Source organism: Methanothermobacter sp. (genome assembly GCF_030055435.1).
Classification (GTDB): Archaea; Methanobacteriota; Methanobacteria; order Methanobacteriales; family Methanothermobacteraceae; genus Methanothermobacter.
In genome coordinates this window covers 72,818-95,802 of the sequence record NZ_JASFYG010000006.1, presented here as the reverse complement: position 1 = coordinate 95,802, position 22,985 = coordinate 72,818, and the positions used below count along the sequence as shown (strand labels likewise).

Sequence of the window (22,985 nt, the reverse complement as noted above, 5' to 3'; positions counted from 1 at the left end):
TATATGGAAGTTTACGAGCTCCTCTCCAGAAACATTGGCGTCGTGTTTGTGGAACCTGAAACCCCTGGAAACGTGGGTTTCCTTGCGAGGGCCATGAAGAACTTCGGCCTTCAAAATCTCATCCTCATAAACCCCTGCATCCTTGAGGATGAAGCCTATTACCAGGCGATGCATGCCAGGGACCTTGTTGAAGATGCGATCATCTACCAGACCCTTGATGAGATGATAGAAAAACTTGAACCTGACTTTCTTGTTGGAACAACAGGTGTACCTGGAGGGAGCTACAACGTTGACAGGATACCCCTGAGGCCATCCCAGCTCGCCTCAGCCATCAACCCCTCCTCAAGGACCTTCATCCTCTTCGGCCGTGAGGGTGACGGGCTATCAAACAGGGAACTTGGCCTATGCGACATGGTGGTGAGTATACCCACAGATAGAGAATACCCCATAATGAATATAACCCACGCCGCAGCAATAATATTTTATGAGATATTCAAAAAAAGAGATTTTGACTGTGAAGGACTTGAGGAGGCCTCAGGAGTTGAAAAAAAACTTCTCGTTGATGAGATGGACGAAATACTCTCATTGATTGACATTCCTCCACACAAGGAGAGGGTTGCCTCGAGGGTGTTCAGGAATGTGACCGGGAGGGCCTTCATAACAGCAAGGGAGGCCCATACACTTAAGGGTGTCCTCCGGAGAATAAAAAACAGGATGAAAGAATAAGGTTCAGGAGGTCTTGGTCTGTTTTTCGGTTTAATGGACATGGCGGGTCTCATTATCTTCATTGTACTAATAATTTTTCTGCCTGTTATAATCAGGATGAGGATGTTCTCCGCGGTTGAGGGTGCCATAAGGGAACTGGATGATATGGAGAAGAAAGCTAGGAAGACCATAATGGACCTCAGCGGAATCACAGATGAGGGTCTCCTGGATGACTGCCTGGAGTTCTTCATAGTACCCCCCTCAGATATTGATCCATCAGGACTTGCAGATAAATTCAGGAGGCTCCTTGAGATGGGAGACCTCCGTATCAGGGAGATGGTTGAAGAAATTTCCCCAGATGCGGACAGTGAAAAAAAGGCCAGCATAATAATGTGCATAAAGGTGACCGCAGGTATCAGAGGTATCCTCAAATTTCTGAGGCATAACCTTGAACTCTCAAGGAAGACAGGAAACCTTCAGATTCTGGTTGCCCTTCAGATGAACCTTGAGCTGATCATGAGGACCGCCAGGGCATACCTGGAGGGCTGCAGGGCAATCTCATCATCCCTCCCCCTGGGTGACGGTGCCGGTCCCCTCACAGCAGGGATGCTCATAGATGAAGAGGACAGTAAAAAACACCTCCATGAAATGGTCTATGTAAGGAAAAGATTCATGGATAAGGATATTGGTATTCTGAAGCCGCATGGTCCTGGTTCAAGGCTTGGAATGGTGGTGAAGGCCCTTGAGGAGATCCTCAGTGAGGATGAGTTCCATGAGGTGATAATGGTGGATGCTGCCGCCAAACTGGAGGGTGAAAAAACGGGTGCCGTGGCTGAGGGTGTCGGGGTGGCCATAGGTGGCCCCGGCGTTGAAAAGTGGTTCATGGAGAACATGATACTTGAACACAGAACCCACGCCATCATAATAAAGATGTCCCCTGAGGAGGCAATGTCCCAGATGACAAGGGAAATACTTGACGCCTGCAGCGTCGCCCGCTCAAGGATAGAGGATATAATATCAAGATCAGATGCAGATTCAATCCTCATAATAGGTGTGGGTAACAGCAGCGGCATCCCTGACGCCGTTGAAAACCCCAAGGAGATCAAGGTGAAAGAAAAGGATGATACCCCGGGATGAAGAGGACATGTTATGGGAAGATCAAGTTTAAGGAAAATGGCGAAACCTAAAGAAGAGATGCTTGGAAAGAGCAAAATGAAGGAAAAAGAATGATCCTGAGAATAGAGAGGAGATGTTTTAATGGCAATACTCAGCGACCGTGACATAAAGAGGTACCTTGAGGAGGGACTGATAACCATAGACCCCCTTGACGACCCTGAAAGGCAGATACAGCCATCATCAGTTGACCTTAGAATAGGCGATGAATTCAGGGGATTCAGGGTCATAAGAAAACCCTGCATAGACCCGAAGGACCCCGCGGATATAGAGTCCTACATGGAGACCTTTCATGTCGAGGAGGGTCCATTCATAATACATCCAGGTGAATTTGCCCTTGCAACAACCTATGAATACATAGGGCTGCCAGACAACCTTGTTGCAAGGGTTGAGGGCCGTTCATCCATCGGGAGGCTCGGCATAACCATGCATGTAACTGCAGGATACGTGGACCCCGGCTTCCATGGGAGGATAACCCTTGAGATATCCAACATAGGTAAGATGCCAGTGGCTCTCTACCCTGGCCAGAGGGTCTGCCAGATAGTCTTTGAGACAATGACAAGTCCTGCGGAAAAACCATATGGTCACCCATCACGTGAAAGCAAATATATCGGCCAGACAAGGCCCCAGACAAGCAGGATAAAGGATGATTATGAAATAAGAACCTCAAGGATCTGATGAAAAAGGAGTGATCATATTGAATCATGAAAAGACAATGACTGTTGCAAGGAAGAGAGGTTTCCTGTGGTCTTCATTTGAGATCTACTCAGGTGTGGCAGGTTTTGTGGATTACGGACCGCTTGGAGCAACACTCAAGAATAAGATAATGAACAGGTGGCGTGAATTCTATGTGGTCAGGGAGGGCTTCTATGAAATAGAGTCCCCCACAATAATGCCAGAGGAGGCCCTCAAGGCATCAGGACACGTTGACCACTTCAATGACCCAATGACCCAGTGCAAGGAGTGCATGGATGTCTACAGGGCCGACCACATCATAGAGGAGGCGACGGGAAGGGATGTTGAGGGCCTCGAAAACCAGGAGCTTACAGAGATCATATCAGATGAGGCTATAAGGTGCCCTAGGTGTGGTGGACACCTGACCCATGTATGGAGCTACAACCTCATGTTCCAGACCCTGATAGGGGCTAAAGGAAAAAAAACAGGGTACCTCAGACCTGAAACTGCCCAGGGGATATTCATACCCTTCAAGAGGCTTCTGAGGTTCTTCAGAAACCGCTTGCCATTCGGTGTTGTTCAGCTGGGCAAATCATACCGCAATGAGATATCACCCAGACAGGGTGTTATAAGGCTCCGTGAGTTCACACAGGCAGAGGCAGAGATATTCGTCAACCCTGAAGACAAGTCACACCCAGAGTTTGATACTGTCAAAGGGGATAAACTCAGATTATATTCTGCAGATGCCCAGCTTGATGGTTCAGAGCCCTCTGAGATGACTGCAGCTGAAGCAGTTGAAAAGGGGGTTGTATCAAGTGAAATACTGACATACCACCTCTGCCTTGCAAAGAGGTTCCTCACAGATATAGGCATACCCGAGGATGCCCTGAGGTTCAGGCAGCACCTACCATCTGAAATGGCCCACTATGCAATTGACTGCTGGGACGTTGAGGCGTTCACAGATTCCTATGGCTGGATAGAGATTATAGGTATAGCTGACAGGACAGACTATGACCTCAGATCCCACAGCCAGTACAGCGGCGAGGACTTAAGGGTTTTCATAGAGTACGACAAGCCGAAGAAGATTAAAAGGCGCACTGTTAAACCTGACATGGGTAGACTTGGTCCAAGGTTCCGGAAGGACGCCAAAAGGATAGCCCAGGCCCTCAGTGAAATTGAAGCTGATGAAGTGGAAAAAGCGTTCAAGAATGATGGCAGATTCATCCTTGAAGGTGAATTCGAAATACTGCCAGATGATGTCAGCTTTGAGGACGTTGAGAAGGTTGTGACAGGTGAAAAGGTCTATCCACATGTCATAGAGCCATCATTTGGTATTGACAGAATAATCTACACCCTTCTCTTACATTCCCTTGTGGATGAGGATGACAGGACCTACTTCCGCCTTCCGCCGCATGTTGCACCTGTGGAGGTCAGCGTATTTCCCCTTGTAAACAAGAAAGAAATGGTTGAGGTTGCCCTTGAAATAAAAAGAAAGCTCAGAAAATCAGGTTTCATAGCTGAATTTGACTCCTCAGGCACCATAGGTCGAAGATATGCCCGTTCAGATGAAATAGGGGTTCCATTTGCTGTTACAGTGGATCATGAAACCCTTCAGGATGGAACAGTGACCCTCAGGATGAGGGATGACTGCAGCCAGATCAGGTTGAAGATTGAGGAACTTGATTCAAAATTAAAGGATCTCATAGGATCCTGAAACTATTCCTCCAGAGGAAGCGGAGTCTCCCTCACACTTCCCAGAGCCTCGCTGTCCAGCACTGATGAGAGGCTCCAGTGGTAATCAAATAGCCTGTTTCCCCACTGGAGAATCTCCTCACCATGACCCATCAGAATTTCCGTTTTTGATGAATCAAAAGCATTCCTTTTAAACAGGCTCATTGAGAAAAATGTGTCAGATAGTAGGTACGAGATCTTCTGGTTCTCAGGGAGGACACCAATTCTCAGTAAATCTGAATCCATGAATTCCTGGAGATTCATTAAACCAGAATCCCCAAGAAAAACGTGGTATGTGACCGGTGTCAATATTAGCTCCACTCTTCCACCACTCTCAAGGAACCTTGCTATTGATTCCGTGTGCCTGGGAAGGCAGGAGGAAAGCATTGCCCTCAGGTAAGTGGCTTTATCCAGCATCTCAACATAGGTTGTGTAGGGTCTCTGTAGGTCAGTTGATGTTGCCTCAACAATGTAAGCGTTCCTGAAGACGTTTATGTCCATGAGAAACTGCGCAGGAATTGATTCAATTAAATATTTGTTCCAGAATTCTCTGTGAAGCCTTACAGCATCCATTGAGTTCATAAATTTTGATAGGACAATCCCCATAAGCTTCCCCTTTGAAGTTAATCTGCATATTTCTGATGATCTTTCAACCAGCTTTCTTTCCTCTAACTCCATGAGAGCATGTGTGGTGGCTGAATTTGAAATCATTATGCTGTCCTTGATCTCAGAAACCCTCTTTTCTCCATCCAGAAGGTTGAGTATTACTCCCGATCGCACCCGGGATCCTGCTATAAATCTGATCTCAGAAAGTAGACCATGAATGTCATCTGCCAACCCTGAAAGCAAGTTAAAATCACTGCTAAGCTTCATACCCACCCACCTACATGGATAACATTATTCCAGTCAGGTTTCTTATGCCAAGCTTTTCAGATCGCTCCAGGTAATGTTCATAGAGTCTAAAGCCCCAATCAATGGCTCTCCTGTCAGTACTCATGATATCCCTGTTCTGGTCATAAAATCCTCTGCTATCAAAAAGACCCAGTGAGAGGAACCTGTCAGTCACCGTGAGCGCAATCTTCAATGGCCCTGGAAATCGGAGAACCTTAAGGTTCCTGTTTATAATTGCCTTTTTGAGAAGCGCGAAACTTGCATTTAAAACCATCTCCCGTATTACGCCATCTGTGAGGACAAGTTCAACATGAACCTCCCTTTCCAGGAGCCCCTCATAGATATCAATGAGGTCCCTGTGAGAGATGGGGGATACGCCATAGACTTCCTCAGAATCCTCTATAAGTTTTCTGTAGGTGTTGTGGGGCCTGTATATATCCTCAGGCGCTGATCTGATAAGTTCAGAATGTATGAGCCAGTCAATATCCTCAATGAGGTATTCAGGAATTCCGCTAATATCATGATTCAGCCACATTTCATCCAATCCATTTATAACCATCACAGAGTTCATTAATTTCAGGGCTGAAAGAGTTTTGAGGGTTGCCTCTGAGGTAAGGCTGTAAGAGTCCCCCCTCCTGGTGATATATCCCTCATCAAGAAGTAACCTTAGGTTACTGTAGAGTGCTGGAAGGCTCACATTAATTTCCCCTTTAATCTCATCAAAGGTTTTTGGTGACCTGAAAAGCGAAACCATTATCCTGAACCTTATGGTGGATTTGAGGATGAACTGAAGATCCTCATAGAGATATTCATATACATCAGTGAACCTTTCTTTATACATCCAAAAGCCTCCCTACATTCTTATATTCATAAGATTTTAAATATTTTATTGACCAATTTACAGTTGTAGTGGTTTAAAGGAGGGTTTGAACTGATAGATAGCCATATACATGCAGATACAAGACCCTTCGAAGATTTTGAGCTCATGGCTGTGAGTGGTATAGAGGGTGCCCTCACCTGTGCCCATGACCCCCTGGAGATGACGTCATTCGATGTTGTCATGGCGCATTTCAGGAGGCTGCTAACAGTGGACCCTGAGAGAGCCGCCCGCAACGGGTTAAAACTCCATATCGCCCTTGGAATACACCCCAGGGCAATACCCCATGACCCTGAAAGGGTGATTGAAAAACTCCCAGATCTCCTCAGAAATCCGTCTGTGGTTGCTGTTGGTGAGGTGGGTCTTGAATCTGGTTCAGAAATTGAAATGGATGTCTTTAAAGTCCAGCTAAAAGTGGCTGATGAACTTGGTTACCCTGTGATTGTCCATACACCACGTAGAAGAAAGGCGGAGATTACCTCCCAGATAATGGATCTGATAGATGGTACAATGGATGAGTCCATGGTTGTGATTGAACACGTTAACAGGGATGTTCTCCCGGAGCTTGTGGAAACTGAGTGCATGCTGGGACTGACTGTGCAGCCTGAAAAGCTCACACCGGAGGGAGCTGTTGAAATTCTGCGTGAATATGGAACAGACAGGTTTGTTCTTAACAGTGACATGAGTTCAGCGCCATCTGATCCCCTTTCAGTTCCAAGAACTGTTCAGAGAATGAAGATGGAGGGTTTCAGCCGCAGGGACATAAGGCAGGTCTCTGATGGAAACATAAGGGATCTCCTTAAAATCAGCCAAATCTAAAATGCGCCGATCCTTGAAATCACCCTGCGTGCCACCCTATGACCGTTTCTCAGACAATCTACTGGTTCAGAACCTCTAAGCCACATTGACATGAATCCTGCTGCAAAGGCGTCCCCGGCCCCAGTAGTATCCAGCGCATTTTCAGCCTCAATTTCCATGACCTCAGAGTAGTCCCCTGAAAAGAAGGATGCACCTCGGGGTCCATGGGTCACAACCACGTTCCCGACCCCGGCCTCAAGAAGTCTTTCAACCCCTGACCTCCTGGAGCCGGTTAGCATCTTAAGCTCATCATCATTCAGGAATATTATACTGGTTTTCTCAAGAATACCTGAAAGCCTTTCAATACCATATGATGCCAGGAGCGTGCCCGGGCTGAAGGAGATATCCCTGATACTTGAAACCGCACTGGCAACCTCAATGTAGCAGCCGCTGAGATGAACTGCATCTGCAGCCATTATATACTCTGATTCTGCCTCACCAATTTCAAGAGTGGCGTTTGCACCCATGTAGGAATAAATGGACCTCCTACCAGTATCATCCACTGATATGAAGGCCATACCAGTTTTTTCACCCTCCCTCGATATGCAGGATGTATCAACACCCCTTGATTCCAGAAGGGACGTGATCATGTCACCGTAAACGTCCCTGCCAACTGATGACACAATTCCCGCCTTAAATCCAAGGTGGGAGATCCACACGGCAAAGTTGAACGCGGAACCCCCTGGAATGACATGTAAATCTTCTATGTTCATCTCGGAGTCCGGTTCAACGAATCTGGGCACCCTAAAAATAAAATCCATGTTGCAGGTTCCAACACTTACAACATTCATCAAAATAAATCACCGGGGTGATCACCTTCGCCCCATCAAACCGCTTATGAGTTTGGCGATAACACCTTGCTTGTCTGGTTCTATTGGCTGGTACTCCTCACCGATGAGGTCAGCTGCAAGTTTCATGAGGGCATTGCTTGCGGGTGACTTTGGATTCTTAATGACTATGGGCTCACCAAAGGCTGCTGCCCTGCTCACCTCAGGGTCATCAGGTATCACCGCAATAACAGGGACCTCAAGTATTGTCTCAACTTCCTCAACACTCAGGAAGGTTTTATCGTACTGCTCACGGTTTATGACAACACCTATTATGTTGATGCCAAGTTTACTTGCGACGATCTTTGTTTTGAGGGCGTCACTTATTGATGGCACCTCTGGTGTTGTGACAAGCAGAAGTTCATCTGCAGCTGCAAGTGCGGCAACTGCGTCCTTCTCAAGACCTGCAGGAGCATCTATAAGGAGTATATCGGTATCCTCTATGAGGTATGCGAGTGCATCCTCAAGGCGGTCAAGCTTGACATTTCTGAGCCCCTCAAGGGATATACCGGCAGGTACCACCCTCACGCCATTGGGACCCTCATAAACCGCCTCCTCAATTGAAGCGTTTCCTGCGAGAACATCATGAAGTGTGACGGATTTTCCCTCCATCCCCAGGATGAGTTCAAGGTTTGCCATTGCTATATCAGCGTCAAGCACAACAACCCTTTCACCGTAGGTTGAGAGGGCAACACCCAGGTTAGCAGTGATGGTTGTTTTCCCCACACCTCCCTTACCTGATGCGACTGTAATCACTCTTGTCATTCCAATACCTCCACATAGATAATAACAGTTATCCTAATATAAATATTGATGTTAGGTAGAGTAAAAGCAGATCACCGCACCTCAATACTCACCTCAAAGTTATCCACTATCTCAGGGAAATCCCTGAAGGTTTTCCTGAGTTCCATCTCCACAATATCCATTATATGAAACTTGAGTTTCTCTTCCTCCTCCTTTGAATCCCCCATTATCCTTGAGAAGATACCCTTACCCTCATGTTCAACCATTATCTTGATCCTTCCACTGAGGTCATATGTGTTGTCAAGGAATACGATAACCTCCGCACCCTTTATACGGGGTATTCCAAGTATTGACATCTTTATTTTATTCATAAGGGTCAGTTCAACCCTTTCAGGATCTATATCAGTGATCGCGCCACCCTTGTATGTTTCAAGGACCTTTTCGACCTCTTCTTCACCTATATCTCTGAGGCCATATTTTTTCATGAGCTCGTCTCTGCTGAGGGGTTTTGAGTCAGTCACATCCATAGATTCTGAAGCTTCAATCTCAAGTTCCTCTTCCTTTTCAGTGCCCGAATCAGCTGATTCACCAGCAGCGGGAATTTCAGAGGACTCTTCGGTCTCTGAAGTTTGAGTTTCTTGAGTAAATTCTCCTTTAATCTCAAACTGAGGCTTTGATTGGGTTTCAGTTGATTCTGCATCTTCAACTTCCAGAGTGCCTGTGGATTCAGTATCTTCAATGTCAGGGGAAACATCAACGGATATTTCAGGCGTTTCAGGCGTATATTCATCTAATATGGGCTGTCTGTAGCTCGCCTCCTTTGGATTGAAGTAATCTCCCGTTTCCGCCACTTGAGACTCCGTTACCTCATCTTTTTGCTCTATTGCGTAGATCCTGTTTATATCCATGAGATAATCGAGCTGTGATCTTTTAAGATCAAAAAGTTCTATAAGGGTATCTGTTTTATCGGCCACTTCCATTATCTTTTCGAGAGCTTCCTCCTTCATGAATCGGCCGTATGATGCTGCAACATGTACCCCATCCCTAAATAGAATGTAGCCCTCATCGGAGGCATGAGTAATTCTTATGAATCCATTGTATTCATCTGAGGCAAGTTTTTCAAGAAGTTCACTGAAATCTATTTCATCGCCGTAGGAAATCTTGGATGGCTTAGTTATCGGAAGCTCCATATATTCACTACCCCTTTCTGATGAGTTTAATTTCCCGCGGAGTTATTATCACTACATTCTTCTCCTTATTGCAGAGCAGTATCGCCTCTGCACCATGATTTTCCCTGAGATCCTTTATACGTTCCCCCACTGTCTTGAAATCCGATGGATTATCTCTCTGGATCTCAGTGAGATCAAGTATAACCGGATTCTTCTCATCGGTCACCTGGGAGAGGGCATCATCAACATCCCCAATGGACTTTGCCTTCAGGAGAATGATCTCATAGAAGGAATGCTCCGGAACTATTATCGTCTCCGTTTCCTCAGGTTCCTTAATTTCCTCATCAAGTCCCACACTTTTCTTCAGCATTTCGAGAATGTCCCTCAACTAAATCTCCCCTATATGCTCCATGATCACATCCATTAATCTTGAAGCCCCCCCATTCTTAACATCAACAACAGGAAGCCCAAATCGTGCTTCATACCTTTCCATTATTGATCTGTCATTCATGTTTCTTAAATTTAAGGAAATTCCTATAACCTTCGTTGGCTCGATTGCCTCTATGGCCCTTATCTCATCCCTTATCCCCCTTGGTTTTCTGTAGGGATGGTTTGGCCTGTGACATAGGACCGTAACGTCAGGCATCGCCCCTATAAGTATCGAGGCCGATAAACCCCTTGGATGGGGGTTTCTTCTCTCTGTGAGGCTTGACTGACCCTCGATGAATATCAGATCAGGATCTTTCTCCTCCTCAAGGTACTTAACTGCCCCCATGACAGCTGCAGCAACATCCATAACGGAGAGGCTTCCTGCCCGGAAATTTATGTCAACCGGCTGTTCAAGACCCATCTCATCGGTCGAGATAACTCCCGCCTCAAGGCCCCGTTCCTTTGCCTCCTTCCCAAGAAGCCTTGTGGTTGTACGTTTGCCGCACTCCTGTGAGGTGCCCCCGACAAATACCACCGGTGATTTGTGCCTGTATTTTATCTTGGGGAGTACCTCTGTGCAGCGAGGGGGTGCAACCCCGAATATTTTCTTTACGTTGTCAAGGCGGGGGCTTATCTCCTTGATCGTTACATTCATCTGTTCTGCAAATTTTATGAGGGAAGTGTTATCTGCCAGTGGGAGTGATCTGAATGAGGTCACAACATTTTTACCCTCATTTATCGCCTGCACAGCATACTTGAGGGCGGTGCCCTCTGCACCTATGGGGAGCATTATTGCAACACTTCTTGCATCAGTCTCATGTATAAGCTTGAGGAGGCTTGATGAAACCTTAAATCCGCAGAAGTCCTTTCCATGCTTTCTGGGGTCATCATCAACAAATCCGACAGGTTCGACTCCTTCAAAATTTGCAAATTTCTCTCCTCCGCCACCACATCCAATGATTATAAACGGATTCAGCTCCCTCAGTTCCTCGACAGAAGATAATATGTGCAAATAATCACTCCTTTAATACTTGCTGGAATCAAATAGAAACTGTTAATTAGTTAGTCATACTCATTTAATTAATAAATGCTTAAAGCATATATATTTTGGGTAGAATACTCTGTTTATGGAGGCATAGTATGATAGCAAGAATACTTAAAGATTTAGGTAGGATCAATGGGGTAAATGGTTCCCTCGTTGTTGGTAAGGATGGTCTTGTAATCGAAAGTGAGGTTCCATCCGATATAGATGGGGAACTGGTCGCTGCAATGGCTTCAGCAGTTTTCGGTACTGCAGAAAGGTCCGCCGAGGAGATAAAGCATGAGCCCCTTGAACAGGTCATGATTGAGGGTACCAGGGGTAAGACCCTCATGATAGACGCCGGGGAGGGAATACTTGTACTGATAACTGATGTTGATATAAATCTTGGTCTTATTCGTATTGAGATGAGGAGAAGTGCCGAACGCGTTAAGGATCTCCTTACATAACCATATTTTAATTATGGGGCGTGAAAATTGAGAAAACCCTATGTGATACTTATAGGAAGTGCTTCAGGAATTGGAAAGTCCACCGTTGCATCAGAACTTGCCAAGGAGCTAAACATAAAGCACCTTATAGAAACAGATTTCATAAGGGAGATCGTAAGGGGCATAATTGGGCCAGATTATGCTCCCGCACTCCATAAGTCCTCATTTGATGCCTACACAACACTAAGAGACAAGGAGCGCTTCCGTAATAACAATATTGAGTCACTTATATGTGCGGGTTTTGAGGAGCACGCCTCATTTGTTATTCCTGCAGTTGAAAAGGTTATCGAAAGGGCTGTTGCTGACTCTGACGATGTGGCCATAGAGGGCGTCCACCTCCTGCCCGGCCTCCTGAACATTGAGAAATTTGAGGAAATTGCATCAATTCATTTTTTTGTCCTGTCTGCCGAGGAGAATGTCCATAAGGAGCGTTTCGTTAAGAGGGCCATGGAGGTTAAGAGGGGTGGAAAACACCTTGAATACTTCCGTGAGAACCGTGTCATACATGACTACCTTGTGAGGAAGGCGAGGGAGCATGACGTGCCGGTGATCAACAACGACGACATAAAGTGTACCATTAAAAGGATGCTGTCATTCATAAGGGAAAACTGCACTGAGGTGACGCTTCAGCACCCTGTTGAACGCCTCGCTGAGGTTATAGACATTATCATTAAGAGACATGGTGGAAGAATCGTTGACGTATCCTATCCAATACCTGGATTTTCACAGCCACTCAAACGTGAGGTCAATGTATATGATCCCGTTGAGGCTGAAAGGTTTCTTAAGCGGTTAAATGAGAGTCCAAAGCGAAAAAGAGATCTTGAAAGGCTTTACACGCTTTCAGATAACATACACAGCCACAGGATATGTGCACCGGATCCGGAAAGTCTTCAGGCAATAGTCAATGAACTTAAGGAAAGTGGACTCATCTACCAGGAAGAGAACTAAACGCCAGGATGATCCATCACTTAATTCACGATCTTTAATCAGAGCAAGGGGTGACAGATTGAACCAGCAAAATATGAAGATCGACTGCCCAGTCTGCAGTGGAGAGAAGTGTATGACAGCCATCACCAGGGTTGAGAAGATCCCCTACTTTGGAGAGATAATGGAATCCATACTACTCTGCAGCAGGTGTGGCTACAGAAGCACAGATATAATTTGCCTTGATCAGAAGGAACCATCAAGGTACACGATCGAGGTGGGTGACAAAACACTCAACGCAAGGGTCGTTAAGTCCCAGTCAGCAACCATAAGGATACCTGAACTCGGACTCAAGGTTGAACCGGGGCCCAGGTCAACAGGTTACATTTCCAACATTGAGGGTGTTGTTGAGCGATTTGAAACCGCCGTCAAAACAGCCATCAACCTCTTTGAGGAGGATGAATCAAAGGAAAAGGCCTCAGAGATCCTGGAAATGCTCCGTGAAGTTCGCGGGGGAAAAAGAAATGTCACAGTTATAATTGAGGATCCACTCGGTCAGAGCTTTGTTGGCCACCCCCGTGCTGTTAGGGAAAAGCTCTCAGATGAAGAAATAAAATCCCTCAAGACGGGATTTTTGGTTTTTGAGTCAGATGAGATTGATGAGGAGGATTAGTCCTCATCAACATCCCTTAGTTTGAGTGTACGTTTGATATCCATAGCCATTGAATCACAGTCGGCCTTTATTGCCTCAAGGTGTGCCAGGAGGCGTTCCTTTTCCTGGTTTATCCTTTCAATGTTCTTGTAGGGGTAGATGCACTCCTTGAGCATCTCATATTCCACTGTGGCGTAGGGGTACTGGTTAAGCTGCTGGCATACTTTAGCGAGAATTTCTCCGAGGAACTTGTTCATTTCAATCTTGACCCTTTCACGTATCATCTTGTCACTGTCAAGGTGCTGTTTCATGAGCCTGACAACCTCTGCCTTGGCAAAGGGTAATTCCTCGGTTTCCTCTTCAGCTTCCATATCAGCATTGTTATTCTGAATCTCTTCATTATTCTCCATAGGTTTCTACCTCCATGTGACTATATCAGACTAAAGGTATATAAATGTATTCCATATAATCAAAGAAACACCGAATATAACAACAGAAATCAGTAGTATCTTCAATATAATTAAGGGTTCTGATCACCAGAAACAAAGGTCATTTTAGTTCCCTTATCTCAAGGCTGAGGTCAAGTGGATTGGCTGATGTGGTTATAAAGCCCATTGATATCACATCAACTCCGGTGGAAGCATATTTATCTATATTTTCAGGTTTTATACCTCCTGATGCCTCAACAATCACCCTGTCCCGGATCCCGGCACTTTCGAGTTCTTCAAGTGCTTTCCTGACGTCCCCTGGCTTCATATTATCAAGCAGGATGATGTCGGCCCCTGCATCTGCCGCCATTACAGCGTCCTCTGGCCTTTCAACCTCAACCTCAACCTTCTTTGTGAAGCTCACATGTTCCTTAACCCGCCTCACAGCGTCCCCCACACTTCCAGCTATTGCTATGTGGTTGTCCTTGATCATTGCACAGTCATCAAGCCTGAATCGATGGGTGTCCCCACCACCAATTTTAACTGCCTGCTTTTCAAACCACTGCAGTCCAGGAGTTGTCTTTCTGGTGGCTGCTATCCTTATATCGGGGTTCAGTGCCCTCACCCGCTCCAGCATACTTCGTGTGAGGGTGGCTATACCGCTCATTCTCATCATGAGGTTCAGCATTGTCCTTTCAATCTTTAGGATATCCGAAGCTTCCCCCTCAAGAATTATAACCCTTTCACCGGCTTTAACAGAATCACCATCCATTTTCAGCCTGTCTATTTCGATTCCGAATTCAGCAGCTATGATCCCTGCAACGTCCACACCTGCAATTATGCCATCCTCTCCGGCTATAACATCCGCCACTGCCACTGTGCCCCTTTCAACAAGTGCCTCGGTTGTTATATCCTCAAATCCCACGTCTGCCCTGATCATTTCCCTGAGAACGTCAATCATGAAGATCCCCTAAATTAATATAAAGGGAAGAATTATAAATTTTATGTCCATGGAGCAGATCGCCAGCAGATATCCTCCAAAAACCGTTGAAAGAGTGATATGATGGAAGTCACATTTCTGGGTACATCATCAGCTGTCCCCTCAAAGAACAGGAACCACACATCAATAGCACTTCGAATCCCCGGTGAGGTATTTCTGTTTGACTGTGGTGAGGGAACTCAGAGACAGATGGCCCTTGCAGGCATCAGTCCCATGAAGGTTACAAGGATGTTCATAACACATCTACACGGGGACCATATCCTTGGAATACCCGGAATGATACAGTCAATGGGCTTCAGGGGGCGTCAGGAACCCCTTGAAATATATGGGCCCCCTGGGATCCATGAACTCCACGAATCCATCATGAAGCTGGGCTACTTCACGCTCGACTTTGATATCCATGTGAATGAGGTGAGGGGCGGCGCCGTCATTGAGGAGGAAGATTACCGTATTACCTCAGCACCCGCCTCCCATTCGGTATTCAACCTCGCCTACTGTTTTGAGGAGAAGAAGAGGCCCAGGTTCCTCAGGGAGAAGGCCATTGAACTTGGACTCAAACCGGGACCCGCCTTCGGGAAGCTGCACAGGGGCATACCCGTAAGGGTTGGTGACAGGATCATAAAACCAGAGGAGGTCCTTGGAAGCCCACGGCGGGGTGTGAAGATATGCTACTCAGGGGACACCCGTCCCTGTGAGTCTGTTATAAATCTTGCCCGTGAAGCGGACCTTCTGATACATGAGTCAACCTTTGAGGCTGGAAGTGAAGATAAGGCGTCTGAAAGTGGGCATTCCACTGCAAGGGAAGCTGCAGAGGTCGCTGCATCTGCCTGTGTCAGGAGGCTGATACTCACACATCTCAGCACCAGATACAAGAGGATCGAGGTTATTCTGAACGCCGCAAGGGAGGTTTTCCCTGAAACCTATGTGGCAGATGACCTCATGACCGTGGAGGTGAAGGCTGATGATTCCAAGTCCAGCGCCTGAAACCATACTTATCATAATCGTCACGGTGATGACAGCTGTTCTTCTTGTTAAGTGGGCCTCATATTTCCTCAGAAGGTCCACCAGAAAATGGGACCTTGACCTTACACTCATACAGGTCCTCAACGACATAATAAAATACAGCATATACATCATAGCCCTTAGCATAGTCCTGAGGGAACTTGGAATAGACGTGACCGCTATAACCGTGAGTCTGGGTATAGCAGGTGTCTCGGTGGGTTTTGCATCAAGGGACATCATATCCAACTTCATTTCCGGGATTTTCATACTGGCTGATAAGAGTTTCAGGGTGGGTGACACCATTGAGGTTGCCGGTCAGAAGGGTAAGGTTAAAAGGGTGGGTTTCAGGACAACAACAATAAAAACCCCTGACGCCAAAATAGTAACGGTGCCAAACTCAACCTTCTCCAAAACAGCCTACGTCAACTACAGTGCAGAGGAAAGGAGGAGGGTTGAACTCAAGGTCAGCCTTGACTACGATGTTGATATTGAAAAATTTGAATCTGAAGTTAAGGATATTCTCATGGGGGTTCCAGGTATACTGAAGGACCCCGCGCCCGGCCTCATTGTCCTTGAATTTACAGATACAGGGATAAAGGCAAAGGTGACAGCCTGGATCCCAGATCCGCGAAAGGTAACAAAATACCGTTACGTGATTGCGTCTCATGTGAAAAAGGTCCTTGAAGGTTATTCTAAACATGATCAAATGCAGGGTTTTGAATGAGAAGAAACAGCATCTACGCAGTCATCATATGCCTTTTCTTCGTATCTGTTAGTTCAGGCATCATTATAAAGGCCTTTGAGGATTACCAGGTGCTGGAAAGGTCAAGGATTCACCTTGAAAACTACAGGAATGCACCCAGAGAACTTTTTGACCCCCTCCCTTCAGGCCCCACCACAGCTGCAGGTTCAAACGGACCGATAATTGGTAAGCTCATAATACCTTCAATAGGTGTCAGGTGCTGGATAAGGGAGGACACCGTGAATGCCTATGAATCAGTCTACCACTACCCTGAAAGTGTCATGCCAGGGTCTAAAGGCGACTGTGGGATTCTGGGGCATAGAACCACCTATTCAGGACCATTCAGGAGGATAGGTGCCCTCAGGAAGGGGGACACGGTTATAATAGAGGATCATCTCTCCTCAATGCGCTACGTATATGTGGTGACATCCAATGGTGATGATATAAGATGGGACTATAAGGTCAATCCAGTGCGCTTCGCTCAGGGTGGGGAGGCCAGGCTCATGCTCATAACGTGTTATCCTCCAGGCGAAAAGAAGGCTGCCTGGATAACACACTGCAAACTTGTGCGTAGAGAGAACATCTGAGTGGGGGGGTTTTAGAATACCTGAAAATCAATAGTTGGTGAAATCCTGGAGGGTGAAGGTGTTGAGGGGGTAATCGTAACTGACAGTTCAGGCAGCATCCTCTACAGCAGGGTAATCTCCAGCGGAAACCTTGGATCCATGGCCAGTGTAATGGCAGATGCTTCAGGTAACTCCTCAAAAGGGCGGGGACTATCAGTCTACCGTTATTGAGTTTCCCTGGGGAAGATGGTTCTGCTCAACGATGACCTCCATCTCCTTGTGCTTGCTGCTAAAAGGTCAAACCTTGGCAAGGTGATCCTCTTTCAAGAAGGGGTCATGGAGAGACTTTCATACCCTGAAATACTTCATGAACCGGAATATGTCAAGGAGGAGTCATCAGCAGCAAGGATTAAATTAACCATGGAGCTTGAGGCAGATGCCACCCCTCAATCTGAGGGTTCCCATGTCAGTGGGATCCTGGGTGATAAGATCAATGTTACGATTGCAGAACAGAAAGCTGAAGCCCTTGGGCGGGAAAAGGAAACCGTGCATGGTATCAGTACTGACGTGGTGAATGAGGTAGAAGTACTAAAAAACCTGACATTGGAAAACCAGAGACTCTTGAAGAAAAAATAGAAAAAACCCATGATGGAAGGGAAGGTTAAAGGATCCCAGGAGTCACCGGCCATTCCCGAGTTGAGGACGCCACTATCCCTCCCGGAACTCAAAGCCATTGATGTCCCAGCTGACCCCGAAGCCCGGAGGAAAACAGCGCTTCTTATCTATGAGCATCTCCTCCTTGCAATGTCAATCGGGGGCCAGTAAAATCAGGGGTGTGGGCCCTGCAGGGGGTATGCTCCGCAAATCCCTTCCACACGACGAATGTCCAATAACCCTTAAGGGGGTTGGTGTCCTGAGCAATGCATCAGTTGACTTCAAAAAATTGAGGGAAAATATCAGCTGCAGGATACAGCCTTGAGGAGATAAAGAGGGAGATAGAAATAATAATCACATCAATAACAGAGAATTAAGGGCGTGTTATGGGATATGGTGCATTCAGGGGCATGATAAGGCCCGAGTTTACAGCCATCTACAGGGCCTACCAGGATGCATGGATAAACGTGGTATAACAGATACCATCCAGCAGGAGTTAAGGCAGATCTGGGATTAAAGGACCCCAAAGTTCCAGAATAAAGGATGATTTCACGCAGGGTGCTTCCTTCATGGAAATATTTATAAAACATTAACCCCTATAGATATATTGCCTTAATTCTTGATTCTATCAATATAATTTTTCAGTAGGGACGCTTATGTTAAATCAACTGCAAAGGGATATTCTGAAGTTGAAGAAGGAAAAAAATGCTATCATACTTGCCCATAACTACCAGAAAAAGGAGATACAGGAAATTGCAGACTTTAAAGGGGACTCACTTGAACTCTGCATAAAGGCAAGTGAGATACATGATAGGGACATTGTTGTTTTCTGTGGCGTGGACTTCATGGCCGAGACAGCCTACATCCTCAACCCTGATAAGAAGATCCTGATACCCGACAGGGGTGCGGAGTGTCCCATGGCACACATGCTAAGTGCAGAGGAAGTAAGGAAGGCAAGAAAAAGATATCCTGATGCTGCAGTTGTCTTATACGTTAACACCCTTGCAGAGGCAAAGGCAGAGGCAGATATTCTCTGCACATCTGCAAATGCCGTTAAGATTGTTGAAAGTCTGGATGAGGACCTCATACTCTTTGGTCCCGACAGAAACCTTGCATGGTATGTTCAGCAGCACACCGACAAGAGGATAATCCCCATCCCGGAGAACGGCTACTGCTACGTCCATAAGATGTTCACTGTCGCCGATGTTGCTGCAAAGAGGGAGGAGTACCCCGACGCTGAACTCCTCATACACCCTGAATGTGACCCTGAAGTTCAGGAACTGGCGGACCACATCCTGAGCACCGGAGGAATGCTGCGGAGGGTACTTGAGTCAGACAGGAAGCAATTCATAATCGGTACAGAGGTTGACATGAAAACACGTATCGATCTTGAATCAGACAAGGAAACAATCCCCCTCCTCGCAGAGGCCATATGTGAGAACATGAAACTCCACACCCTTGAGAAGGTTAAAAATTCACTGGTCAATGAGGAATTCACTGTAACGGTTCCTGATGATGTGGCTAAAAGGGCCAGGAGGGCTGTTGAGAGGATGATAGAGGTATCCCGTCAGTAACAGCCAAACCTCACTCCGTTACGATTCAATACTCCCTGTGCACTTATTATTGTATTTCAATCAGCCTGTAATCACGCACCCCCATACCCAGTTTCTCTGCATATACCAGCTGGTGGGTTCCATCAACGTCACCCCACACCCCCCTGAACTTATCCCCACCGGTCTCATGGTTTTCCTCGAGCATTGACCCCCTGATTCCCTCCTCCTGATTCACAAGGTGGTAACTTGCTGTGTCTACTGCAACAGGGTCCTCAGATGCCAGCACCCCTATGTCGGGAACTATGTTCCTGTCACTCCATGGCACACAGTCACAGTCAGGGGTTATATCCATGAGGAAGTTCAGGTAGAATATACTGTCAATGGTGGATGTTACCCCGAGAGCGTACTCCATCATTCTCTCAATGAACTCAGGTATGTCCCTCTCCCAGTCAAGGTCAAATACGCCCCTGGGGCAGGTGTCAAGGCAGTTCATGCAGGCAATGCACCTGTCGTATTCTATCATGACGCCGTCATTTAGGGTCATGGCATCCACCGGACATTCAGAGATGCACTCCCCGCATTCAGTGCATTCGCCCATCACCACGGGTTTTGCGCATTCGTGCTGTTCAATCTTTCCCTGGATGGTGGCGCATCCCATTGCAAGGTTCTTGAGGGCCCCTCCAAAGCCGCTCATCCCGTGGCCCTTGAAGTGTGATATGACAACCATTGCTGATGCCGCGGCAATGTCACCTGCTATTTTAACCTCACTGAAGTGCCTTCCCTTCACAGGCACAGTTACCTCATTGTTTCCATGAAGCCCATCTGCAATTATAACGGGTGCCCCGGCAACAGAATAGTCAAAGCCATTGAGTATGGCTGTTTCAATGTGATCAACCGAATTGTGCCTTGAACCATAGTAGAGGGTGTTGGTATCTGTGAGGAAAGGGGATGCCCCGCTCTCCCTTATCCTTTCAATTACGTGGCGCACCAGAACAGGACTAACATAGGAGTCGTTGCCCCGCTCACCAAAGTGCACCTTAACAGCCACGATGTCATCCCCAGAGAAGGGTTCGCCAAAGGCCGCGTCAAATATCCTCTGTATCTTCATGCCCCTGTTCTCGTTCCTGGACCTTGCCCTGAAATCTGAAAAATAAACCTCCGCTGGCATCCAATCACCATTATTCTATTTATTTCAGAGGGTATATGGACTTTTTCTCACGGTGAGAACCACTTATATATCCAGATGGACAGATATTACGTTGAGGTGGGTTTTTATGGACACTGAAAGGATAATAGAACTCCTGAATATCGACTTTCGCCATGAACTTGAGGCGACCATGATGTATACCTACAACGCGTTTGTTATAGAGGACTGTGACCTCAGCAGGCTAACTGAAGGCATCGCGGCAGATGAGATGAGGCACATGTGGTGGCTTGCTGACCTCATAACAAAGAGGGGTGGCAGGCCCTCAATGGAGATAGGAAAGGTGGAGTACATTGGTGAAGATCTGATTGAGGGCCTTGAAAGGCAGATCCAGAAGGAGACAGAGGGTATTGAAGAGTACGAGAGGCAGATAGAGATAATCGATGATGATGAGGTTGCCGGGGTTTTAAGGCATATAATTGATGAGGAAAAGAGGCACCGCAAGGAGTTCAGGGAACGGCTGGAGCGTCTTCGATAATTTTCTGTATAAAATTCGGTACGCTCACTGTCCGCAGATCAAAAAATAAATTTTTTAATCTTAAACATCCATCCGAAGCATTATTTCAAGTCCAGCTTCTCTACCCGAACGTTCTGTATCCATTCACGCAATTCTACCTTTCTATCCATGCCAGCATTTTATTCCGTATTTCCTTTAAGGTCTCCTCTGAGATATTCTTTGGGGGCCTTGGCCTCATGTAACCGAAGAACGGATCATCAAAGACCTCCCCATTTACGATTACCTCCCCTCTGTAGCGGGGGATGAAGTGCCAGTGCAGTTGTGGTGGAGGGGCGTTTTCACGGTAAAAGGAGTTAAGAAGGACGCCCCAGTTGAACATGGCGGCCCCAAATGCCTTTCTCACTGCATTTTCAAGTTCAGATATTATAAGGAACATTTCATCCCATTCATCCTTCTTTAGGTTTCCAAGAAACTCTTCCCTCCTTTTAAGGGCTACTACACAGGTTCCAAGGTTGCTCTGGTTTGGTGCGAGAAACACAACCCACCTCTTCCTCTCATAGAGGTATTTGCCAAACTTGTAGTCATCAAATTTCACCCCGATGTCCCCCCGCAGTTATGAAGGAGAGAAGTTCCAGTGCCATGGACTCGGCCACATCCTCCGCCGGTTCATCCTCCCATGGTTCCAGGATCCTGAATGATGCCTCAACGGTTATATTCCTTCCATCTGCACGAAATGAGTAGTCCCTGAATCTTCTTTCAAGTTCATCCAGAACCTCTAATAGTCCCTGTCCTGGAATACCTACTTCCAGAACCACCTTCCATTTATCACCGGATTTTTCGATTTTTTTAACTTCCACAGAAGGTTCCGAATTCATGTCACCCCTATCTCCACCTGAACCGGCAACTCATGGTTATCTGGATGGCTTCAGTCCTCGAGGACGCTGGAGAGGAATACCGTCATCTCAATTTCCTCCCTTGCAATGAAGTCGTCCATGCGCACCTTTGCCTCCTCTGAGCCAAAGGGGAAGTACTCCGGTGCATAGAAAACTGTTATGAGAAGGTCTCCGTTATCCTCCTCTGTGTCCTCCTCGAGTCTCTCCATGAGTTTCCTTCTGACATCATCATCAATGTCTGATACCCTGTAGAGTACATAGTTCATGCATTTATCCTCACTGAAGCCAAAATCCTCAACCTTCACCTGCAAGTAAACACCTTCCTTATTCGCTGTCACCTTTAATGAATGAAGCTATGATTTCACCATATTTACCTATCTCATTCACTCCCAGATGTCCGCACTCAGAATCAAATAGAATCAACTCGGAGCCAGGTATGAGTTCGGCCATGGGGATCGTGTCAAGTTCCGGTGGGAAGTACTGGTCCTGGTTCACCCCAAATATGAGGGTCCTTGCCCTTATCCTGCTGAGCTTACCCTCCAGGTCATGGTTCATGGCGGCCCGGTTCCTCCACAGCACATCATAGGGGTCCATGAGTTCCCCCTCTGACCCCATATCCCTCATCGCCGACTCCAGCTCAGGCTTTTCAAGGCCACTGTAGTATTCCCTTGAGAGTCCATAGAGGTACATGAGCATGGATGAAAGTGACAGTGCCCTCCTCGGTTTTCTGCCCGCGGCAAAGTCAGGGTCTGACTCAATAAGGTGGTTCATGTAACTGAAGAGTGCATAGTTAACTCCCCTTGTTCTCCAGGAGGTTACAAGGGGCATGAGGAACTCCATTTCATCAGGGTACTCTGCAGCCCACTGTAGCGCCTGAAATCCCCCCATTGATGTCCCTATGACTCCACTGACCTTTTTTATGCCAAATTTTTCATTGAGAAACTGTCTCTGGAAGTTCACCATGTCGAGTACTGTGTAGGCGGGAAATTCATCTCCAAGTGATGTAGTGGATGGTGAAGCCGAACCCGGAGACCCCAGTGAGCTCATGGATATTATAAAGAACCCGTCAAGGGCTCCTCCAGGTTCTGTGAGGTCAGCTATCCTTTTAACTGAAGAAAAGTCCCCGCTCCACCCATGGATATAGACTACAGCATTATCTATCTCACCCTCATCATTCAGGGAGGGTCTCCCTATGGTTTTGTATTCAACCCTTACATTTCTGAGTTTTTCTCCTGATTCAAATCTGAATTCAGGGAGATTGAAGTATGATGGTTTGCCTTCCTCCATTTTAATGCTCCTTAAGC

Annotated in this window: 30 protein-coding genes; 16 read left to right on the top strand and 14 right to left on the bottom strand. The window is 46.6% G+C overall.

The annotated features are described in order from the left end of the window. Positions 1 to 3: 3 nt before the first annotated feature. The 4 genes from QFX30_RS07860 (at position 4) to glyS (ending at position 4,267) form a co-directional block, all read left to right on the top strand. Positions 4 to 726 carry a TrmJ/YjtD family RNA methyltransferase gene (locus QFX30_RS07860; RefSeq protein ID WP_300490574.1) on the top strand — a complete coding sequence of 241 codons (723 nt, stop codon included), beginning with the start codon at positions 4 to 6 and terminating at the stop codon, positions 724 to 726. A 33-nt stretch (positions 727 to 759) separates the two neighbouring features. Then, positions 760 to 1,842, top strand: coding sequence for a DUF1512 family protein (locus QFX30_RS07855; protein ID WP_300490571.1), 1,083 nt, complete (start codon positions 760 to 762; stop codon positions 1,840 to 1,842). Positions 1,843 to 1,962: 120 nt separating this feature from the next. After that, on the top strand, positions 1,963 to 2,556 hold the full coding sequence (dcd, locus tag QFX30_RS07850) for a dCTP deaminase (RefSeq protein ID WP_300490568.1): 594 nt from the start codon (positions 1,963 to 1,965) through the stop codon (positions 2,554 to 2,556). Between the two features lie 19 nt (positions 2,557 to 2,575). Further along, positions 2,576 to 4,267 carry a glycine--tRNA ligase gene (glyS, locus tag QFX30_RS07845; RefSeq protein ID WP_300490565.1) on the top strand — a complete coding sequence of 564 codons (1,692 nt, stop codon included), beginning with the start codon at positions 2,576 to 2,578 and terminating at the stop codon, positions 4,265 to 4,267. 2 nt (positions 4,268 to 4,269) lie between these two features. Here the strand turns inward: glyS and QFX30_RS07840 are convergent, their stop codons facing one another. Continuing rightward, positions 4,270 to 5,157 carry a transcriptional regulator FilR1 domain-containing protein gene (locus QFX30_RS07840; protein WP_300490562.1) on the bottom strand — a complete coding sequence of 296 codons (888 nt, stop codon included), beginning with the start codon at positions 5,155 to 5,157 and terminating at the stop codon, positions 4,270 to 4,272. Between the two features lie 10 nt (positions 5,158 to 5,167). Beyond that, on the bottom strand, positions 5,168 to 6,016 hold the full coding sequence (locus tag QFX30_RS07835) for a winged helix-turn-helix domain-containing protein (protein WP_300490559.1): 849 nt from the start codon (positions 6,014 to 6,016) through the stop codon (positions 5,168 to 5,170). Positions 6,017 to 6,106: 90 nt separating this feature from the next. On the opposite strand from QFX30_RS07835, the gene QFX30_RS07830 reads away from it, so the two are divergent. Continuing rightward, entirely contained in the window at positions 6,107 to 6,871 is a 765-nt protein-coding gene (locus QFX30_RS07830) for a TatD family hydrolase (protein WP_300490666.1), read from the top strand. On the opposite strand, the gene QFX30_RS07825 is transcribed toward QFX30_RS07830, so the two are convergent. The 5 genes from QFX30_RS07825 to QFX30_RS07805 all read right to left on the bottom strand — a co-directional run bounded on the left by QFX30_RS07825 (position 6,868) and on the right by QFX30_RS07805 (position 11,091). Next, the gene (locus QFX30_RS07825) at positions 6,868 to 7,701 is read right to left on the bottom strand and encodes a carbohydrate kinase family protein (RefSeq protein ID WP_300490663.1); all 834 of its coding nucleotides are present in this window, start codon (positions 7,699 to 7,701) and stop codon (positions 6,868 to 6,870) included. The two genes, QFX30_RS07830 and QFX30_RS07825, sit on opposite strands and share 4 nt — an antisense overlap. Before the next feature lie 21 nt (positions 7,702 to 7,722). Continuing rightward, positions 7,723 to 8,502, bottom strand: a complete 780-nt coding sequence (locus QFX30_RS07820) for a septum site-determining protein MinD (RefSeq protein ID WP_300490556.1) — start codon at positions 8,500 to 8,502, stop codon at positions 7,723 to 7,725. Between the two features lie 71 nt (positions 8,503 to 8,573). Continuing rightward, positions 8,574 to 9,671, bottom strand: a complete 1,098-nt coding sequence (locus tag QFX30_RS07815) for a DUF2226 domain-containing protein (protein ID WP_300490553.1) — start codon at positions 9,669 to 9,671, stop codon at positions 8,574 to 8,576. Positions 9,672 to 9,678: 7 nt separating this feature from the next. Next, the gene (locus QFX30_RS07810; RefSeq protein WP_300490550.1) at positions 9,679 to 10,038 is read right to left on the bottom strand and encodes a cell division protein SepF; all 360 of its coding nucleotides are present in this window, start codon (positions 10,036 to 10,038) and stop codon (positions 9,679 to 9,681) included. Next, positions 10,039 to 11,091, bottom strand: a complete 1,053-nt coding sequence (locus tag QFX30_RS07805) for a DUF1611 domain-containing protein (RefSeq protein WP_300490548.1) — start codon at positions 11,089 to 11,091, stop codon at positions 10,039 to 10,041. It abuts the gene before it with no gap. A gap of 128 nt (positions 11,092 to 11,219) precedes the next feature. Here QFX30_RS07805 and QFX30_RS07800 point away from each other — a divergent pair, with 128 nt between their 5' ends. From QFX30_RS07800 to QFX30_RS07790, 3 genes are all read left to right on the top strand, one after another. Continuing rightward, positions 11,220 to 11,567 (top strand): roadblock/LC7 domain-containing protein, encoded by a 348-nt coding sequence (locus tag QFX30_RS07800; protein ID WP_010877438.1) that lies wholly within the window; start codon positions 11,220 to 11,222, stop codon positions 11,565 to 11,567. A gap of 27 nt (positions 11,568 to 11,594) precedes the next feature. After that, entirely contained in the window at positions 11,595 to 12,554 is a 960-nt protein-coding gene (locus QFX30_RS07795; protein ID WP_300490544.1) for a 3H domain-containing protein, read from the top strand. Between the two features lie 73 nt (positions 12,555 to 12,627). Then, positions 12,628 to 13,203 (top strand): ZPR1 zinc finger domain-containing protein, encoded by a 576-nt coding sequence (locus tag QFX30_RS07790; protein WP_300490540.1) that lies wholly within the window; start codon positions 12,628 to 12,630, stop codon positions 13,201 to 13,203. Here QFX30_RS07790 and QFX30_RS07785 read toward each other — a convergent pair. Both QFX30_RS07785 and nadC read right to left on the bottom strand, forming a co-directional pair. Further along, the gene (locus tag QFX30_RS07785) at positions 13,200 to 13,592 is read right to left on the bottom strand and encodes a hypothetical protein (protein WP_300490537.1); all 393 of its coding nucleotides are present in this window, start codon (positions 13,590 to 13,592) and stop codon (positions 13,200 to 13,202) included. The two genes, QFX30_RS07790 and QFX30_RS07785, sit on opposite strands and share 4 nt — an antisense overlap. A gap of 139 nt (positions 13,593 to 13,731) precedes the next feature. Continuing rightward, entirely contained in the window at positions 13,732 to 14,571 is an 840-nt protein-coding gene (nadC, locus tag QFX30_RS07780; RefSeq protein WP_300490534.1) for a carboxylating nicotinate-nucleotide diphosphorylase, read from the bottom strand. Between the two features lie 102 nt (positions 14,572 to 14,673). Here nadC and rnz point away from each other — a divergent pair, with 102 nt between their 5' ends. The 7 genes from rnz to nadA all read left to right on the top strand — a co-directional run bounded on the left by rnz (position 14,674) and on the right by nadA (position 19,148). After that, positions 14,674 to 15,594, top strand: a complete 921-nt coding sequence (gene rnz, locus QFX30_RS07775; protein WP_300490531.1) for a ribonuclease Z — start codon at positions 14,674 to 14,676, stop codon at positions 15,592 to 15,594. Then, positions 15,572 to 16,336 carry a mechanosensitive ion channel family protein gene (locus QFX30_RS07770; RefSeq protein WP_300490528.1) on the top strand — a complete coding sequence of 255 codons (765 nt, stop codon included), beginning with the start codon at positions 15,572 to 15,574 and terminating at the stop codon, positions 16,334 to 16,336. The genes rnz and QFX30_RS07770 overlap by 23 nt, the downstream gene beginning before the upstream one ends. Beyond that, positions 16,333 to 16,941, top strand: a complete 609-nt coding sequence (locus QFX30_RS07765) for a class E sortase (protein WP_300490525.1) — start codon at positions 16,333 to 16,335, stop codon at positions 16,939 to 16,941. Before QFX30_RS07770 ends, QFX30_RS07765 begins: the two co-directional genes overlap by 4 nt. Positions 16,942 to 17,166: 225 nt before the next feature. Next, entirely contained in the window at positions 17,167 to 17,556 is a 390-nt protein-coding gene (locus QFX30_RS07760; protein WP_300490522.1) for a hypothetical protein, read from the top strand. Between the two features lie 12 nt (positions 17,557 to 17,568). Continuing rightward, a complete protein-coding gene (locus QFX30_RS07755) occupies positions 17,569 to 17,745 on the top strand; it encodes a hypothetical protein (RefSeq protein WP_300490520.1) in 177 nt (58 codons plus the stop codon). Then, positions 17,720 to 17,899 (top strand): hypothetical protein, encoded by a 180-nt coding sequence (locus QFX30_RS07750; protein ID WP_300490518.1) that lies wholly within the window; start codon positions 17,720 to 17,722, stop codon positions 17,897 to 17,899. Before QFX30_RS07755 ends, QFX30_RS07750 begins: the two co-directional genes overlap by 26 nt. Before the next feature lie 331 nt (positions 17,900 to 18,230). Continuing rightward, complete coding sequence (nadA, locus tag QFX30_RS07745) at positions 18,231 to 19,148, top strand: quinolinate synthase (protein ID WP_300490515.1); 918 nt, start codon at positions 18,231 to 18,233, stop codon at positions 19,146 to 19,148. A 46-nt stretch (positions 19,149 to 19,194) separates the two neighbouring features. Here the strand turns inward: nadA and QFX30_RS07740 are convergent, their stop codons facing one another. Then, complete coding sequence (locus QFX30_RS07740; RefSeq protein WP_300490512.1) at positions 19,195 to 20,295, bottom strand: DUF362 domain-containing protein; 1,101 nt, start codon at positions 20,293 to 20,295, stop codon at positions 19,195 to 19,197. Between the two features lie 106 nt (positions 20,296 to 20,401). Here QFX30_RS07740 and QFX30_RS07735 point away from each other — a divergent pair, with 106 nt between their 5' ends. Continuing rightward, entirely contained in the window at positions 20,402 to 20,809 is a 408-nt protein-coding gene (locus QFX30_RS07735; RefSeq protein WP_300490509.1) for a ferritin-like domain-containing protein, read from the top strand. A 133-nt stretch (positions 20,810 to 20,942) separates the two neighbouring features. Here the strand turns inward: QFX30_RS07735 and QFX30_RS07730 are convergent, their stop codons facing one another. The 4 genes from QFX30_RS07730 to QFX30_RS07715 are packed head-to-tail and all read right to left on the bottom strand — an operon-like array spanning position 20,943 to position 22,968. Beyond that, positions 20,943 to 21,383, bottom strand: a complete 441-nt coding sequence (locus QFX30_RS07730; RefSeq protein ID WP_300490506.1) for an HIT family protein — start codon at positions 21,381 to 21,383, stop codon at positions 20,943 to 20,945. Continuing rightward, the gene (locus QFX30_RS07725; RefSeq protein ID WP_300490503.1) at positions 21,373 to 21,663 is read right to left on the bottom strand and encodes a hypothetical protein; all 291 of its coding nucleotides are present in this window, start codon (positions 21,661 to 21,663) and stop codon (positions 21,373 to 21,375) included. The genes QFX30_RS07730 and QFX30_RS07725 overlap by 11 nt, the downstream gene beginning before the upstream one ends. A gap of 50 nt (positions 21,664 to 21,713) precedes the next feature. Beyond that, entirely contained in the window at positions 21,714 to 21,986 is a 273-nt protein-coding gene (locus tag QFX30_RS07720; protein WP_238523411.1) for a DUF5750 family protein, read from the bottom strand. 19 nt (positions 21,987 to 22,005) lie between these two features. Next, positions 22,006 to 22,968, bottom strand: coding sequence for an alpha/beta fold hydrolase (locus QFX30_RS07715; RefSeq protein WP_300490500.1), 963 nt, complete (start codon positions 22,966 to 22,968; stop codon positions 22,006 to 22,008). Between the last annotated feature and the right edge of the window lie 17 nt (positions 22,969 to 22,985).